Origin of the sequence: Streptomyces sp. NPDC085931, assembly GCF_044540565.1 — a bacterium.
Taxonomy (GTDB): Bacteria; Actinomycetota; Actinomycetes; order Streptomycetales; family Streptomycetaceae; genus Streptomyces.
This window is the reverse complement of sequence record NZ_JBITSK010000003.1, coordinates 472,418-485,568: the sequence shown is the minus strand read 5'-3', so window position 1 is coordinate 485,568 and position 13,151 is coordinate 472,418. Positions and strand designations below refer to the sequence as shown.

The 13,151-nt window shown below is 74.9% G+C and carries 12 protein-coding genes; 7 read left to right on the top strand and 5 right to left on the bottom strand.

Going from position 1 to position 13,151, the window contains the following annotated elements:
• Nucleotides 1-392 precede the first annotated feature (392 nt).
• Together ACIGAN_RS08130 and rfaE2 are read left to right on the top strand one after the other, a co-directional pair.
• The gene (locus ACIGAN_RS08130; RefSeq protein ID WP_365096289.1) at nucleotides 393-1,028 is read left to right on the top strand and encodes a D-sedoheptulose-7-phosphate isomerase; all 636 of its coding nucleotides are present in this window, start codon (nucleotides 393-395) and stop codon (nucleotides 1,026-1,028) included.
• Nucleotides 1,025-2,431 (top strand): D-glycero-beta-D-manno-heptose 1-phosphate adenylyltransferase, encoded by a 1,407-nt coding sequence (gene rfaE2 / locus ACIGAN_RS08125; protein WP_399856004.1) that lies wholly within the window; start codon nucleotides 1,025-1,027, stop codon nucleotides 2,429-2,431. Before ACIGAN_RS08130 ends, rfaE2 begins: the two co-directional genes overlap by 4 nt.
• A 217-nt stretch (nucleotides 2,432-2,648) precedes the next feature.
• On the opposite strand, the gene ACIGAN_RS08120 is transcribed toward rfaE2, so the two are convergent.
• From ACIGAN_RS08120 to ACIGAN_RS08110, 3 genes are all read right to left on the bottom strand, one after another.
• The gene (locus ACIGAN_RS08120; protein ID WP_399856001.1) at nucleotides 2,649-3,890 is read right to left on the bottom strand and encodes an MFS transporter; all 1,242 of its coding nucleotides are present in this window, start codon (nucleotides 3,888-3,890) and stop codon (nucleotides 2,649-2,651) included.
• A gap of 431 nt (nucleotides 3,891-4,321) precedes the next feature.
• A complete protein-coding gene (locus ACIGAN_RS08115; protein ID WP_399855999.1) occupies nucleotides 4,322-4,885 on the bottom strand; it encodes a hemerythrin domain-containing protein in 564 nt (187 codons plus the stop codon).
• A gap of 75 nt (nucleotides 4,886-4,960) precedes the next feature.
• On the bottom strand, nucleotides 4,961-5,494 hold the full coding sequence (locus ACIGAN_RS08110) for a DoxX family protein (protein ID WP_365096301.1): 534 nt from the start codon (nucleotides 5,492-5,494) through the stop codon (nucleotides 4,961-4,963).
• Between the two features lie 275 nt (nucleotides 5,495-5,769).
• Here ACIGAN_RS08110 and ACIGAN_RS08105 point away from each other — a divergent pair, with 275 nt between their 5' ends.
• Genes ACIGAN_RS08105 through ACIGAN_RS08085 form a run of 5 tightly spaced genes read left to right on the top strand, consistent with a single transcriptional unit; the run spans nucleotide 5,770 to nucleotide 9,670 of the window.
• A complete protein-coding gene (locus ACIGAN_RS08105; RefSeq protein ID WP_365096303.1) occupies nucleotides 5,770-5,958 on the top strand; it encodes a hypothetical protein in 189 nt (62 codons plus the stop codon).
• 19 nt (nucleotides 5,959-5,977) lie between these two features.
• Nucleotides 5,978-6,682 (top strand): hypothetical protein, encoded by a 705-nt coding sequence (locus ACIGAN_RS08100; protein ID WP_399855997.1) that lies wholly within the window; start codon nucleotides 5,978-5,980, stop codon nucleotides 6,680-6,682.
• A complete protein-coding gene (locus tag ACIGAN_RS08095; RefSeq protein WP_399855995.1) occupies nucleotides 6,679-7,587 on the top strand; it encodes a DUF6895 family protein in 909 nt (302 codons plus the stop codon). Before ACIGAN_RS08100 ends, ACIGAN_RS08095 begins: the two co-directional genes overlap by 4 nt.
• Nucleotides 7,584-8,501 carry a DUF6895 family protein gene (locus tag ACIGAN_RS08090; RefSeq protein ID WP_365096311.1) on the top strand — a complete coding sequence of 306 codons (918 nt, stop codon included), beginning with the start codon at nucleotides 7,584-7,586 and terminating at the stop codon, nucleotides 8,499-8,501. Before ACIGAN_RS08095 ends, ACIGAN_RS08090 begins: the two co-directional genes overlap by 4 nt.
• Nucleotides 8,498-9,670: a serine hydrolase domain-containing protein gene (locus tag ACIGAN_RS08085; RefSeq protein ID WP_399855992.1), complete on the top strand. Its 1,173-nt coding sequence runs from the start codon at nucleotides 8,498-8,500 to the stop codon at nucleotides 9,668-9,670. The genes ACIGAN_RS08090 and ACIGAN_RS08085 overlap by 4 nt, the downstream gene beginning before the upstream one ends.
• Before the next feature lie 7 nt (nucleotides 9,671-9,677).
• On the opposite strand, the gene ACIGAN_RS08080 is transcribed toward ACIGAN_RS08085, so the two are convergent.
• Both ACIGAN_RS08080 and ACIGAN_RS08075 read right to left on the bottom strand, forming a co-directional pair.
• Nucleotides 9,678-11,045, bottom strand: a complete 1,368-nt coding sequence (locus tag ACIGAN_RS08080; protein WP_399855990.1) for an alpha-lytic protease prodomain-containing protein — start codon at nucleotides 11,043-11,045, stop codon at nucleotides 9,678-9,680.
• A 158-nt stretch (nucleotides 11,046-11,203) separates the two neighbouring features.
• Nucleotides 11,204-12,868 carry an alkaline phosphatase D family protein gene (locus ACIGAN_RS08075; protein ID WP_399855988.1) on the bottom strand — a complete coding sequence of 555 codons (1,665 nt, stop codon included), beginning with the start codon at nucleotides 12,866-12,868 and terminating at the stop codon, nucleotides 11,204-11,206.
• Nucleotides 12,869-13,151: the final 283 nt, after the last annotated feature.

Here is a 13,151-nt window from a genome sequence, read left to right as displayed (position 1 = left end):
CGGTACCCGCTGTCCCGGCCCTCGGGCGGCGACCGGTATCGGCTGACCTGTTCCCCGCCCGCCACCGGCACCGGCTGATTCCGGCCCTCGGGCCGCGACCGGTACTGGCTGACCCCGTTCCCCGTCCGCGACCGGTACCCGCTGTCCCGGCCCTCGGGCCGCGGCCGGTATCGGCTGACCTGTTCCCCGCCCGCCACCGGCACCGGCTGATTCCGGCCCTCGGGCCGCGGCCGGTATCGGCTGACCCGTTCCCCGCCCGCCACCTGCACCGGCACCGCCACCGGCAACCCCGGCCCCCGGGCGGCGACCGGCACCGCTGACCCCGTCCCCGCCCGCCCCGACTCCGAAGGAGGTGTGGGCCCGCCGCCCCCACGGCGGCACGCCCGATCCGCATGAGCGAACTCCCCGCGCACCCCGCCCTCGACGCCGCGCGTCTGCACTGCGAAGCACTGGAGGAGGCCCTCGGCCGGTTCCGCCGGCACCACCTCGACCGGATCGCGGACTGGGGCGCCCGGCTCGCCGATGTCCTCACCGACGGCGGCCGGCTGCTCGCCGCGGGCAACGGCGGCAGCGCCGCCCAGGCCCAGCACCTCACCGCCGAACTCGTCGGCCGCTACCGGCGCGAGCGCCGCGCCTACTCCGCACTCGCCCTGCACGCCGAGACCTCCAGCGTGACCGCCATCGGCAACGACTACGGCTTCGACCACGTCTACGCCCGGCAGGTCACCGCCCACGGCCGCCCCGGCGACGTCCTCGTGCTGCTGTCCACCTCCGGCCGCAGCGCCAACCTCGTCGCGGCCGCCGTCACCGCCCGGCAGGCCGGACTGCGCGTGTGGGCCCTCACCGGGCGCGGCCCCAACCCCCTGGCCGAGGCCGCCCACGAAGCTCTCTGCGTGGACGCGGACAGCGCCGCCACCGTCCAGGAGACCCATCTCGTCGCCGTCCACCTGCTGTGCGAGTGCTTCGACACGTCCGTGGCCACGCCCCTCGCACGACGTACCGTCCTCACCCGGGGGAGCGCCTCATGACCGGCCCGCGACCGATCGCCGTCGTCGGGGACGTCCTCCTCGACGAGGACATCGAAGGCGTCTCCACCCGGCTGGCGCCGGACGCCCCCGCCCCCGTCGTCGACGTCACCGCCGACCGGAGCCACCCCGGCGGAGCCGGACTGGCCGCCGCCCTCGCGGCCCGGGGCGGACGGGACGTGGTCCTGGTGACCGCGCTCGGCGACGACGAGGCCAGCGAGGCCGTACGGCGCGCCCTGCGCGGCCGGGTCCGGCTGCTGGAGATCCCGCTGAACGGCACCCTGCCCGTGAAGACCCGCGTCCTGGCCGGCGGCCGGCCCGTGGTGCGCATCGACCGGGGCGGCGGCACCCCCGGCGAACCCGACGACGAGGTCCGCCGGGCCCTCGCGGGCGCGCAGGCCGTCCTCGTGGCCGACTACGGGCGGCACACCGCGGGCGCCCTGCGGCCCTACCTGGAGGACGCCGCCCGGCGCACCCCGCTGGTGTGGGACCCGCACCCCCAGGGGGATCCCCCGGTGCCCGGGGCGCGGCTGGTCACACCCAACGCGGCGGAGGCGCGGGCCCTGCACCCGGGCGACGGGGAGACGTCCCTGGGCGCGTACGCCGAGCGGGCCGCGCGGCTCGCGGAGCGCTGGCGAGCGGCGGGCGTCGCGGTCACGCTCGGTGAGCGGGGGGTGCTGCTGGCCCGGCCCGGATCCGGCACGCCGATGCTGGTCCCGGTGCCCTACCGGGCCGCGGGGGACCCGTGCGGCGCGGGGGACTGCTTCGCGGCGACGACGACGGCCGCCCTCGCCGACGGCCTGCTGCCCGAGGAGGCGCTGCAGCGGGCCGTGGCCGAGGCGGCGGCGTTCGTGGCGGCGGGCGGCGCGGGCAACCCGGACCTGTGGCGGACCGAGCCGGCACCCGGGCCGGCGGACGACCCCGCGACCGACGGGTTCGCCCTCGCGGAGAGCGTCCGGGCCCGCGGCGGCACGGTGGTCGCCACCGGCGGCTGCTTCGACCTGGTGCACGCCGGTCACGTCGGGTTGCTGGAGAGCGCCCGGCGCATCGGCGACTGCCTCATCGTGTGCCTCAACTCCGACGCCTCGGTCACCCGCCGCAAGGGCCCGGGCCGCCCGCTCAACCCGGCTGCGGACCGCGCCCGGGTCCTCGCCGCGCTCGGCAGCGTGGACGCCGTGGTGGTCTTCGAGGAGGACACCCCCGAGGCGGTCCTGGCCCGGCTGCGGCCGGACGTCTGGGTCAAGGGCGGCGACTACTCCGTCCAGGACCTCCCGGAGGCGCAGACCCTGCGAGCCTGGGGCGGCCAGGCCGTGGTCCTGCCCTACCTGGACGGCCGCTCCACGACTTTGCTGACCCGCAGGGCGGCGAAGGCAGCGGTCGGAGCCCTGCGCCGCTCCGGTTCGTGACGGACGCGGGTTTGCCTGCCGGGCCGGGTACGAGCGTGGTCGCGGCCCGGAGCCGGGCATGTGCCGGTGGGCAGGGGCCCTCTCCGGCCGACGCTCCACCCGGCAGCCGCGGACACGGCCCGGCTCGGCCGGTTCAGGTCGCGGGGGTCGGCTGAGGCCGCCGTGCCCAGGTCGCGGGGTCGGGTCAGGCCGCCGTGCCCAGGTCGCGGGGGTCGGGTCAGGCCGCCGTGCTCAGGGCCGGCCGGGCCGGTCGTTCGCCCTCGCCCGTGCGGAGCAGGACCGGTGCCGGGACGCGGCGCCGGTGCAGCAGGTGGCCCGCTCCGATCGCACCCGCGATCAGCAGTCCGCCGATGACGAGGGCACCGCGCGCCCCGGCCGCCTCCATCAGCAGGCCGAGCGCGGGCGGGCCGCCCAGGCCCCACACCGTGCCGACGCTGCCCCACACCCCCAGCACCCGGCCCCGCAGGTGGGCGGGCGGGTCGGTCTGCAGGACGGCCGTACCGGCGGTGTCCGAGACGGATTCCACCACGGCCATCGGCAGCACCAGCGCGATCAGCACGACCAGCGACGGCGACAGGCCCGCCACCACCTGCAGCAGCCCCCCGGCCGCCGCCAGCGCGCCCACCAGCCGCACCGACGGACGGCGCAGCCGGGCACCGAGCACCGCGCCGAGGATGCCGCCCACCGCCAGGACGGTCGACACCGTGCCGAAGGAACCGGCGCCGCCCGCGAGCGGCCCGGTGACGAGCACGGCGAGGGTGAGCCCGTAGTTGCGCCCGAACACCGCGCTGATCCCGGTCACCCCGGCGAGCGCCATCAGCCGCGGCCGGCGGGCGAAGAAGGCCAGCCCTTCCCGGACGGTCATCCCCGAGCCGTCGCGCTCGTGTTTCGCCACCTCGTGCCGCACCGCTCCGGGCGCGGGCCGCAGGAACGGGACGACCGAGGCCACGAACAGGAACGACAGCCCGTTCGCGAAGTACGCGGCGGCCGTGCCGAGGAACCCGACGGCCACCCCGGCGAGGGCCGCCCCCACGAGCCGTCCCGCCTGGTGCACGAGTGCCCCGACCCCGATGGCCGAGGGCACGTCCTGTGCCGGGACGAGGTCGTTGCCCAGCAGCGCGCACGCCGGGTTGTCGACGGTTGCGACGACACCCGTGACGGCGGCCAGCACCAGCAGTGAGGTCATGTCGAGCCGGTCGAGCGCCACCAGGACCGCCGTCGTGAAGGCGATCGCACCGAGCAGTCCCTGGCTCACGGCGGCCGTCAGCTTGCGGGGCCACCGGTCGACGGCGGCCCCGCCCAGCACGCTCATCAGCAGGGCGGGCGCCGCCTGCACGGACATGGACAGCCCCGTCGCCGCCGCGGACCCGGTGATCTGCAGGACCAGCAGGTTCTGCACGGTCAGCTGCATCCACGTGCCGGCGTTCGACACGAAGTTGGCGACGGACCACCAGCGCATGCTGCGGTACCTCAGCGCGCGCCAGGGCGAGCGCGAGGCGGGCTGGGCAGGGGAGGGCGCGGAAGACACAGTGCTGGTACTCGCAAGACGACGTTCGAGTCGGACGACTCGGCTGGAGGGACGAGGAGAGCGAGAGGCACCGGGCTGCGCTGCGCGGTGGCTCCCCTCGCCGGGTCACGGCGCGGACCATCGTGACAGAGGGTCCGCGCGAGCCGGTTCTCCCCGCTTCCGCCGCACCGCCCCGGCCCCTGCCAACGTCCCGCGCGGGTGGGGGATTTGGCGCCGCGAGTGTGGTTGATCACAGCCGCCGGTCACGGGTTCGCGCGGGCCCGCCGCGGGTGACGGCGGCCACAGGAACCGTCACCGGGGACGCGGAAGGGCCCGTCGCCGGAGCGACGGGCCCTTCCCTCGCACGCGCGGCGCGGGCCGCGTCAGTCGAACCTGCCGCGTCCGGACAGCGCGTCGCGCAGCCGGTCCACCATGCCGGTGCCCGGAGCCAGCAGCTTGTTCGCCGGAGGTTTGTCGGGGGCCGCCGGATGCGGCCGGGTCGGGGCGGTCTTCTTCGCCTTGCCGACCTTGTCGCCGAGTTCGTTCAGCGTGTCCGCCGGACAGGCATGGCGCAGCCGCGGGAAGAGGTTGCCCTCCTCGTCGGCGATGTGCGAGCGGATCTCGCTCATCAGCATGCCCACCAGCCGGTCGAAGTCGGCGTCGCCCGCATCGCAGCCCTCCAGGTCCTTCATGATCTGCTCGGCGGTGGCGTGGTCCCGCAGTTCCTGGTCGGCGAGGGCGTCCCCGCCCGCCACGTGCTCGCGCACGGCCGGGTAGAGGTAGGCCTCCTCGGCCACCGAGTGCCGGACGAGCTCCATGGTGACCTGGTCGGCGTACACCTTGCGGTGCTGGTGACCGGACGGCAGCGCCTCGATCTTGCCGAACAGCTCTTCGACTTCGCGGTGATCGGTCACCAGCTCGTCGACGACGTTTCCTCCGTGTCCCATGTCCTTCACCTCCGGTCCCCGGGTCCCCCCGGCCGTGTGCGGGTAACGCGCGGTCGCAGCGGGCCCGGCCGCGGCTCAGGCGGGCAGCTTGGCGCGGACCCGTCCGGCCGCCGCGGCCGGACGCGCGGTGGCGCGGACGGAGCGCCGCACCAGGCCCGCGTCACGGCGCACCGTCCGGGCGGCGTGGGAGCCGCGCCACAGCAGCGAGGGCCGGGCGCCGGTGTCGTCGGCGGCGATCAGCAGACCGCCCAGCATGGACAGGTTCTTGAAGAAGTGGATGCGCTGCTCGGCCCGCTCCTCGGGGTCCTCCGCCTCCCAGAAGCGGTGTCCCGCGAGTGTCGTGGGCACCAGGGTGGCCGCGATGGCCAGCGCGGCCGGGCGCGGCATGCGTCCCGTGGCCAGCATCAGGCCCGCCGCGATCTGCACCGCGCCGCTGAGCCGCACGACCTGCTCGGTGCGGTCGGGCAGGGCCGGGACGCGTTCGGTGACGGGGCGGACGACAGGCTCGGCGGCGTCGGCGACCTGCTTCGGGTCGCGGACGGAGTTCATGCCGCCGGTGAGGAACATCGAGGCGAGCATGGGGCGGCCGAGCACACGCAACAGACTCATGGCCCTCTCCAGGTGTCGGTACGGTCGGGTGCCCGCCGGGTTCCCCGGCAGCGGCGGAACCAGTCACGCCGCCCGGTGCCGCGCCGACGTCCTCCCGGACCCCGGCTTCCGCCCGGAGGACCGGTGATCAGCCCCGGTCGGTGTGCGACGCGGCTCCTCAGGGATGAGAAGTTGAAAATGTTACTGAAGTGAATTCTGAGAAAGTTGGCATGCTTTGTCCGATTCCGGAGATCCGAAAGGTGAAGGTACTCGCTTCAGCTCAAGGAGATGGTGCTATGCCTTCCAAGGAAAAGGTCATCAAGGAACTCACGGGTGTTCCGAGCGTCGACATCGAGGCGGCACTCGACCCGGCCGAACTGGACGGCGTCTACCGCGACAGCCGCGAGTGCGCAGCACTGGCGCTGTCCTCGGGCAACACCAAGCTGCTGCTGTCGCCGCCGACCCCGCGTCCGAAGAAGGGCTAGCGATCGACGGGAGCAGTCAATGGAGCAGTCAGGCACTTCGACCCTCTTGCAGGGCGCGGTGCAGGACCTCGCCTCCAGTGTGGTCTCCGCCCTCCGGGGCGGAGACCACGCGCGAGTGTCCGCCCCCGGGGCGGTCGACTCGGACGCGGGAGCCGGCATCGCACTCGCGGCCGTACGCGTGCTCGGATCCGACGCGCTGCTGCCGTCCGTCCTGCTGGGCACCCCACCCGACCCCGACGAACTCGCCGTGTTCCGCAAGGCCGTGGAGTCCTTCCCGCCCCGCGCCGACGCGGCCCCCACCGTGCTGTGGAGCCACTGGGCCATGGCACGCACGCTACGGCGGCTCGACCCGTCCTCCGCCGTCGGCACCGCCGGTGAGACCGAACCCGGCGCCGACTGGCTGGACGGCGCGAGCTGGCAGACCCTGACCCACCAACTGGCCGTGCTCGCCCCCCTCGCCCTGCCCGGCGAGGAGTGCGCCGTGACCCGCGCGGCCGCGCGCCGTCCCGTGGACGTCGCCCGCGGATTCGTCCGTGCGGTGCGCCGCCGCGACTGGCGGCAGGCGGCCGGAGCGGGCCGCTGGCTCACCCTGCTCGACGGCGTCCCCGACACCCTGGGCCTCGATACGGGCCTGGACTTCGTGGAACTGATGGGCGGCCAGGACCCGCAGGTGGAGCTGCACGTGCGGGCGGCACGCCTGCTGCGCGCCGGAGCGCCGGTGTGAGCGCACAGGCCCGGGAGGTCCGCGCCCTGGCCCGGGCGGCGCTCGCCTGGGTGTCCGCCCACCGCGCGGACTTCGCGCTCGGCGAGGACGCGCTGGCCGCCGACGGCCAGGTCGACCGCAGCTGGAAGCCGCTCGGCGAACTGGCCCAGGTCTGCGCGACCGTCACCCGGCGCACACCCCCCGGCGACCCCCTGCACACCCGCGCCGCCGACCTGCTCGCCTTCGCCTGGCGGCAGACCGGCGAGGGCGACCTGTTCCTCCGGCTGCAACGGCTGGAGCCCTTCGCCACCTACCCGCTGGAGGTCTACGCCGCCCTGGCGGCGGCCGGCTACAGGCACCCCGGCTACGAGGCGGCCACCGCCACGGTCGCCCGCACCCGGGGCTGGCGGCACACCGAACAGGAACCGACCCGCCGCCTCGGCCTCCTCATGGCGGAGGGTCAGGGAGGCATCCACCGGGACGAACCACGGGAAGGGGCACTGCGCCGCACCTGGCTCGGCGGACTGCCCGAACCCTGGACCTTCGAGCGCTCCGCCGGCTACGCGCTCACCCACGTGGTCTTCCACCTCACCGACTGGGGCCGCGCCGACGGGGGAGTCCCCGGGGACCTCACCGACTACCTGGCCCACTGGCTGCCGCCCTGGATCGACACCTGCCTGGACGCACGGATGTGGGACCTCGCCTGCGAACTGCTCGCCGTGGCCGCGAGCGTGCCCGGACTGCCGGGCGGCACCGTCCCGGACGACGCCTGGGAGCGGATCGCCGCCGCCCGGGACCCGTCGGGCGCGCTCCCCGAGGAGGGCGAGGCGGGCGACCCGGGCGCCTGCTTCGCGCACCACTACCACTCCACCCTCATGGCGGCCTTCGCGGCGGCACTGACCGCCGGACAAGGAGTACCGGTATGACCGACACCCGCCTGATCCACACCGTCGGGGTGGGCGCCATCGAATGGCTGTGGGCCCACCGGGACGGCTTCCGCCTGCAACCCGACGTGGACCCCGAGATCGGCTTCCTGGAGCGCTTCAAGCCCGTCGGCGAACTGGCTTTGATCTGCAAGGTGCTGTTCCGCGAGGGCGTGGCCGGATCACGCCAGGCCGAGCTGGCCCGCAAACTGCTCGACCACGCCTGGCGCGAGACCCTCGACGGCGGCTCCATGCTCGTGCGCGGACAGCGCACGGAGCCGATATCGCCCATCCCCTTCGAGGTCTACCTGCCGTTCAAGGAACTCGGCTACAGCCACCCGGAGGTGGAGCGCGCCGCCGTGCTCAACCACCGCCTGGACAGCTGGGTCGCCTTCGAGGTCACCCCGACGCGCCGCCTGGGCCTGTCCGCGTTCCAGCGCCGCTTCGGCCTCACGCCCCGCCCGCCCGAGGCCGGCCTCGTGGGCGGCACCTGGCTGGCCCGCACCCCCGAGCCCTGGACCGTCGAGGGCCACATCGCCTACGACGTCACCCACACGGTGTTCCACCTCACCGACTGGGGCGAGAACCCGGGCGGTCTCCCGCCGGACATCGCCGACTACCTCGCCACCTGGCTGCCCGTCTGGATCGACGACTGGCTGGACCTGGAACGCTGGGACCTGCTCGGTGAGCTGCTCGTCGTCGACGCGTGCCTGCCCCGCCCCACCCTGGACGAACGCGCCTGGCGGGCGTTCGCCGCCGCGCAGCAGCCGGACGGAGCGATGCCGGCGATCCGCACCATGCCCGAGGGCGGGCCCGACGAGGTCTTCGACATCGTCTACCACCCCACCCTGGTCGCCGCGTTCGCCTCGGTCCTGGCCACCTCCCGGGCCCTGTCCGAACTGGCGGAGGCCTCATGACGGCACTCCCGCCCGCCCCGTGGCCGGGCACCCGGCCGGACGACGCGCACCGGCCCGTGCCCGCCACCGCGCCGGGAGGAGCCCCCCGGCCCGCCGGCGGGCCGGTCCTGCCGTCGGACGACGACCTGCTCGCCGACGCCGTCGCCGCCTCCGACGCGCCCGACGTCGTCTTCGCCCTCTCGCGCCACGGCCGCCGCACCCTGTGCACCGGCGGCACGGCCCCGGCCCCGCCGCTGCCCCGCGAGGACCTGCGCTACGAGATCGGCTCGGCCACCAAGACCTTCACCGGGCTGCTGCTGGCCGGTCTCATCCACGCCGGCGAGCTGACCGGCGGCGAACCGGCCGCCGCGCTCCTGGACGGGGGAAGGCCCGCCGGGGCGGCCCCCGTGACGCTCGCCCACCTGATCACGCACACCTCCGGACTGCCCGCCCTGCCGGCCGCGTTCCTCCTCCGGGGCCTGCCCGCCTGGCACACCAACCCCTACGCCCGCTTCCCGGCCGACCGAGTCGTCGCCGCCTTCCTGCGGCACCGGCCCCGCCGCCGCCCCGGCACCCGCTGGTGCTACTCCAACTACGGCGTCGCCGTGCTCGGCCACGCCCTGGCCGCCGCCACCGGCACCCCCTGGGAGGACCTGCTCGCCGAGCGGGTCCTGCGCCCGCTCGGCCTGACCGGCACGGCCCTGCGCCCGCACGAACCGGGCCACGACGCCCCCGGGCACGGCAAGGACGGCGTGTCACCGGTGCCCGCCTTCGACGCCGGCGGCTTCCAGGCCGCGGGCGCCGTACGCGCCACACCGCACGACCTGCTCACCTTCCTGGAAGCCCACCTGGACCCGGCCGCCGCACCCCCGGCCCTGGCCCCCGCCCTGCACGCGGTGCGCGTCCCCGTGCTGCGCCGCGGCCTCACCCACCGGCACGTGCACACCCTCGCCTGGTTCCGTCACCCCACCGACGGCGGACCGATGTACTTCCACAGCGGAGCGACCCTCGGCCAGCAGGCGTTCCTCGGCTTCCGCCCCGACACCGGCACGGCCCTGGCCGCCGTGTGCACCCGCCGCTTCCGCGCCCACGACCCGTTCGTCGCCGCCGCGTACGGGCTGCTCGCCGAGGAGCGGCCGGGCCCGCCCGGCGCCGACGGCACCCACCGCTCCGGCGCCGGACAGCCCTGACCCCTCGTCACACCCGGTGCCATAGGGCCGGTGTGCGGGTGGGCGCCCAGGGGCCCTGCGCCTGGTGCGTCTGCAGGCACTGGTAGCGGGCACCCGCGTGGACCACCGTGGCGCCGGCCTCGTACACCCGGCCCGCGGACCACGCCTGCGCCACGCTGCCCTGCGGCTGCGGGGCCTCGGCCTCCGCCGTCTTCAGCGTCAGCCCGAAGTCGCCGAGCAGCGGATTGATGGGCTGGTAGAAGGTCGTGCCGCCGTTCTTGCAGTCACCGGTGCCGCCGGACGTCACGCCCTGCGCCTGCACACCCGACACGTACGGCCCGCCCGAGTCGCCCGGCTCGGCGCACACCGTCGTCTGGGTCAGCCCGTCCACCTTGCCCTCGGCGTAGCTGACACTCGTGTCGTGCTGCTCGACCTTCCCGCAGTGCCACCCGGTGGTGGAACCGGAGCGGCACACGGCGGCCCCCACGAGCGCCTGGACCGAGCCGGTGATCTCCACCTTCTGCTCGCCCTCGCCCTTCACGTTCGGCGTGGCCGTCCACTTGTCGTTGACGGCGACCCAGGACATGTCCTTGGCGGGGAACGTGGACGCCTGGAAGGTGCCCTGCTCGGCCTTGTCGAACCCGGTCGTCTTCGCGCCCTGCTTGCCGCAGTGCCCCGCCGAGGCGAAGCCCTGCTGCTCGCCCTTGGTGACGGAGAAGCCGACGGAGCAGCGGGCCGTGCCCTCGATGTAGTAGGCGTCGCCGCCGGTGACGTCCGCCATGAGGCGCGGCCGGTTCGCCGTCACCTTCACCGCCACGTTCCTGGCGTCGAGCCCCGCCGCCTTGACCAGCGCGGCCCCCGCGGCCTTGGTCCCGGCCTCCACCACGACCCGGTTGGCGGGGATGTCGACGTACCACAGCGGCGTCTCGCGCGTGCTGACCTTCACGGCCGCGGCGTCCAGCTTCTCCTTCGCCGCCCGCAGGTCGCGCAGCGGCTTCTTCACCACGGCGGCCTTCGCGCCCTGGGCCTTGATCGCGGGTACGTCCGCGGCGTCCGTGGTCGCCACCACGAGCTCCTGCGACGTCGTGCCGCGCAGCCAGGCCCCCGCGAAGCGGTCGCCCAGGGCGTTGCGCAGCAGCCCCGCCCGGGTGCCCGCCTCCGCCTCGTTGACCAGCCGCCGCGACGCCTGGGCCCGGGTCAGCCCGAGATCGCGCTGCAGGGCGCGCAGCACCGGGGCCGACGGCCGGTCGGCGCCCAGGGTCTGCGCGGCCGTGGGCAGGGGACCGGCCGCGGGCGTCGGCTCGGCGGCCTGGGCGGCGGGGAGCCCGGTGGCGACGAGCGCGCCGAGCGCGGTGAGGGCCGCCCGGCGGCCGGTCAGGGCATGTCTGTGGACCATGCGTTGTGTCTCCTTCGGTCACGGTGTCCGGCAGGGAGGTCGATCAGGTGCGACTCCGGCACAGGCCTTGCCGCAACGGCCCGGCGTGATGTCCCCGGCCGTCCCGGTTCGCGCTTTGGTGCCGGGAAGGGCGCCATGTGCAGTACGGGCGCCGGGCGTCAGGCGGACTTCAGACCGGGCGAACCCACCTCCGTGACGAAGGACGCGGTCGTCGAGATGGTGCCGCCGGGCTTGGTGATGGCCGAGACCGTGCGGAAGTCGACCTGGGCGTTTTCCTGGCCGAGCTCGACCCGGACGTAACCGCGCCGGCCGTCGAAGTACTTCATGTGCGGGTTGGCCTTCATGTAGGTCTCCCAGTCGGACGGCCTCTCGGTGCCGTCACCGCCGCTGGCGATCGAGGTGCAGGTGAACTCCGTGCCCAGCGTCTTCGACGCCGGGTCGTCGAAGTTCTCCTTGATGTCGAAGGCGTACCCGACGTGGACGTCACCGGTGAGGACCATCCAGTTGGCGACGCCCGCCGCCTTGGCCCCCGCCATGACGCGATCGCGGGAGGCCCGGTAGCCGTCCCAGGCGTCCATGGACACCCGGGCGGGCGCGGTCAGGTCGAACTTGCGCTGCGAGAAGCACACCTGCTGGGGCATCACCTTCCACAGCGCGTTCGAGGACCGCCAGCCGTCCAGCAGCCAGCGCTCCTGCGCGTCGCCCGTGAGGGTGCGGGCCGGATCGTCGGACTCGGGGCCCGGGGCGTGCGGCCGGTCGTTGTAGGCCTGGTCGGTGCGGTACTGGCGGGTGTCGAGGATGTCGAACTGGGCGAGCGAGCCCCACGCCAGCCGGCGGTACAGCCGGGCGTCCGGCCCCTGCGGCAACTGCTCGGCGCGCAGTGGCTGGTTCTCCCAGTACGCCCGGTAGGCGGCCGCGCGGCGCACCAGGAACTGGTCCTGGGCACCCCCCTTCTCGTCGACGGCGCCCGCGTAGTTGTTCTCCACCTCGTGGTCGTCCCAGGTGACGACGAAGGGGTGTTGCGCGTGCGCCGCCTGCAGGTCGGGGTCCGTCTTGTAGAGCGCGTAGCGCAGTCGGTAGTCGGCCAGGGTGGCCGTCTCGCGGTTGAACACGTCGGGCAGCTTGCGGTCGGTGTAGCGGCGGGCCCCGCCGGCGGAGTCCACGGCGTACTCGTAGAGGTAGTCCCCGAGGTGGAAGACGACGTGCACGTCCTCCTGGGACAGGTGCCGGTAGGCGGTGTAGTAGCCGTCCTGGTAGGCCTGGCAGGCGACCGCGGCCAGCCGCATGCCGTCGGTGTCGCTGCCTGCCGCCGGTGCCGTCCTCGTCCGGCCCACGGGACTGATCCAGGCTCCCACCCGGAAGCGGTAGTAGTACTCGCTGTCCGGCATCAGGCCCTTGACGTCGACGTGCACGCTGTGCGCGTACTCCGGGTGGGCCGTGGCGACACCCTGGTGCTCCACGAAGGAGAACCACTCGTCGATCGCCACTTCCCAGAACACGACGACCCGTTGCTGGCCCAGACCGCCGTCCTCCGCGAAGGGCTGCGGGGCCAGCCGGGTCCACAGCAGCACCGAGTCGGGCAGCGGGTCCCCGGAGGCCACCCCCAGCGTGAACGGGTTGTCGGTGATCCGGGCCGCGTCCAGCTCCGGGGCGGCGGTGGCGCCGCGGGCGGGCCGGTTGGTGGAGAAGGCGAGCAGCGCGGCCGCCGCGGTGACGGTCAGGAAGCGACGGCGGGCGACGTGCGGGGCGGCGGAGCGCAGTACGGCGTCGTGCGGGGAGAAGGCATGGTCGGACGGTGGTCTTTGACGGCCCGTCAGCGCCATCTGAGGTCCTCTCGTACGGGGCAGTCGCGCCCCGGGCGGACGCGTGGGGACACCGCCGACGTGCGGAGCGCGGAGCTCGCATGCTAAGCAGACAAAATGCCTGAATCCGGCACGACGTGCGGGGGGTTCACACCACAGGCGGTACGAGAGGGCCGATCGCCCGCGGGCATGGAAAAGCGGCGCCGGCGGCGGCCGGCGGCGCGGGGGGGGGGGGGGGGGGGGGTGGGGCGGGGGGGGGGCGGGCCGGGGGGGCGCCCCCCCCCCCCCCCGCACGGGGTTGGCG

What these genes read in the sequence shown, in the direction of transcription:
- ACIGAN_RS08130 (WP_365096289.1), top strand. Translation starts at nt 393, where the DNA reads ATGAGCGAACTCCCCGCGCACCCCGCCCTCGACGCCGCGCGTCTGCAC.
- rfaE2 (WP_399856004.1), top strand. Translation starts at nt 1,025, where the DNA reads ATGACCGGCCCGCGACCGATCGCCGTCGTCGGGGACGTCCTCCTCGAC.
- ACIGAN_RS08120 (WP_399856001.1), bottom strand. Translation starts at nt 3,890, where the DNA reads ATGCGCTGGTGGTCCGTCGCCAACTTCGTGTCGAACGCCGGCACGTGG.
- ACIGAN_RS08115 (WP_399855999.1), bottom strand. Translation starts at nt 4,885, where the DNA reads ATGGGACACGGAGGAAACGTCGTCGACGAGCTGGTGACCGATCACCGC.
- ACIGAN_RS08110 (WP_365096301.1), bottom strand. Translation starts at nt 5,494, where the DNA reads ATGAGTCTGTTGCGTGTGCTCGGCCGCCCCATGCTCGCCTCGATGTTC.
- ACIGAN_RS08105 (WP_365096303.1), top strand. Translation starts at nt 5,770, where the DNA reads ATGCCTTCCAAGGAAAAGGTCATCAAGGAACTCACGGGTGTTCCGAGC.
- ACIGAN_RS08100 (WP_399855997.1), top strand. Translation starts at nt 5,978, where the DNA reads ATGGAGCAGTCAGGCACTTCGACCCTCTTGCAGGGCGCGGTGCAGGAC.
- ACIGAN_RS08090 (WP_365096311.1), top strand. Translation starts at nt 7,584, where the DNA reads ATGACCGACACCCGCCTGATCCACACCGTCGGGGTGGGCGCCATCGAA.
- ACIGAN_RS08085 (WP_399855992.1), top strand. Translation starts at nt 8,498, where the DNA reads ATGACGGCACTCCCGCCCGCCCCGTGGCCGGGCACCCGGCCGGACGAC.
- ACIGAN_RS08080 (WP_399855990.1), bottom strand. Translation starts at nt 11,045, where the DNA reads ATGGTCCACAGACATGCCCTGACCGGCCGCCGGGCGGCCCTCACCGCG.
- ACIGAN_RS08075 (WP_399855988.1), bottom strand. Translation starts at nt 12,868, where the DNA reads ATGGCGCTGACGGGCCGTCAAAGACCACCGTCCGACCATGCCTTCTCC.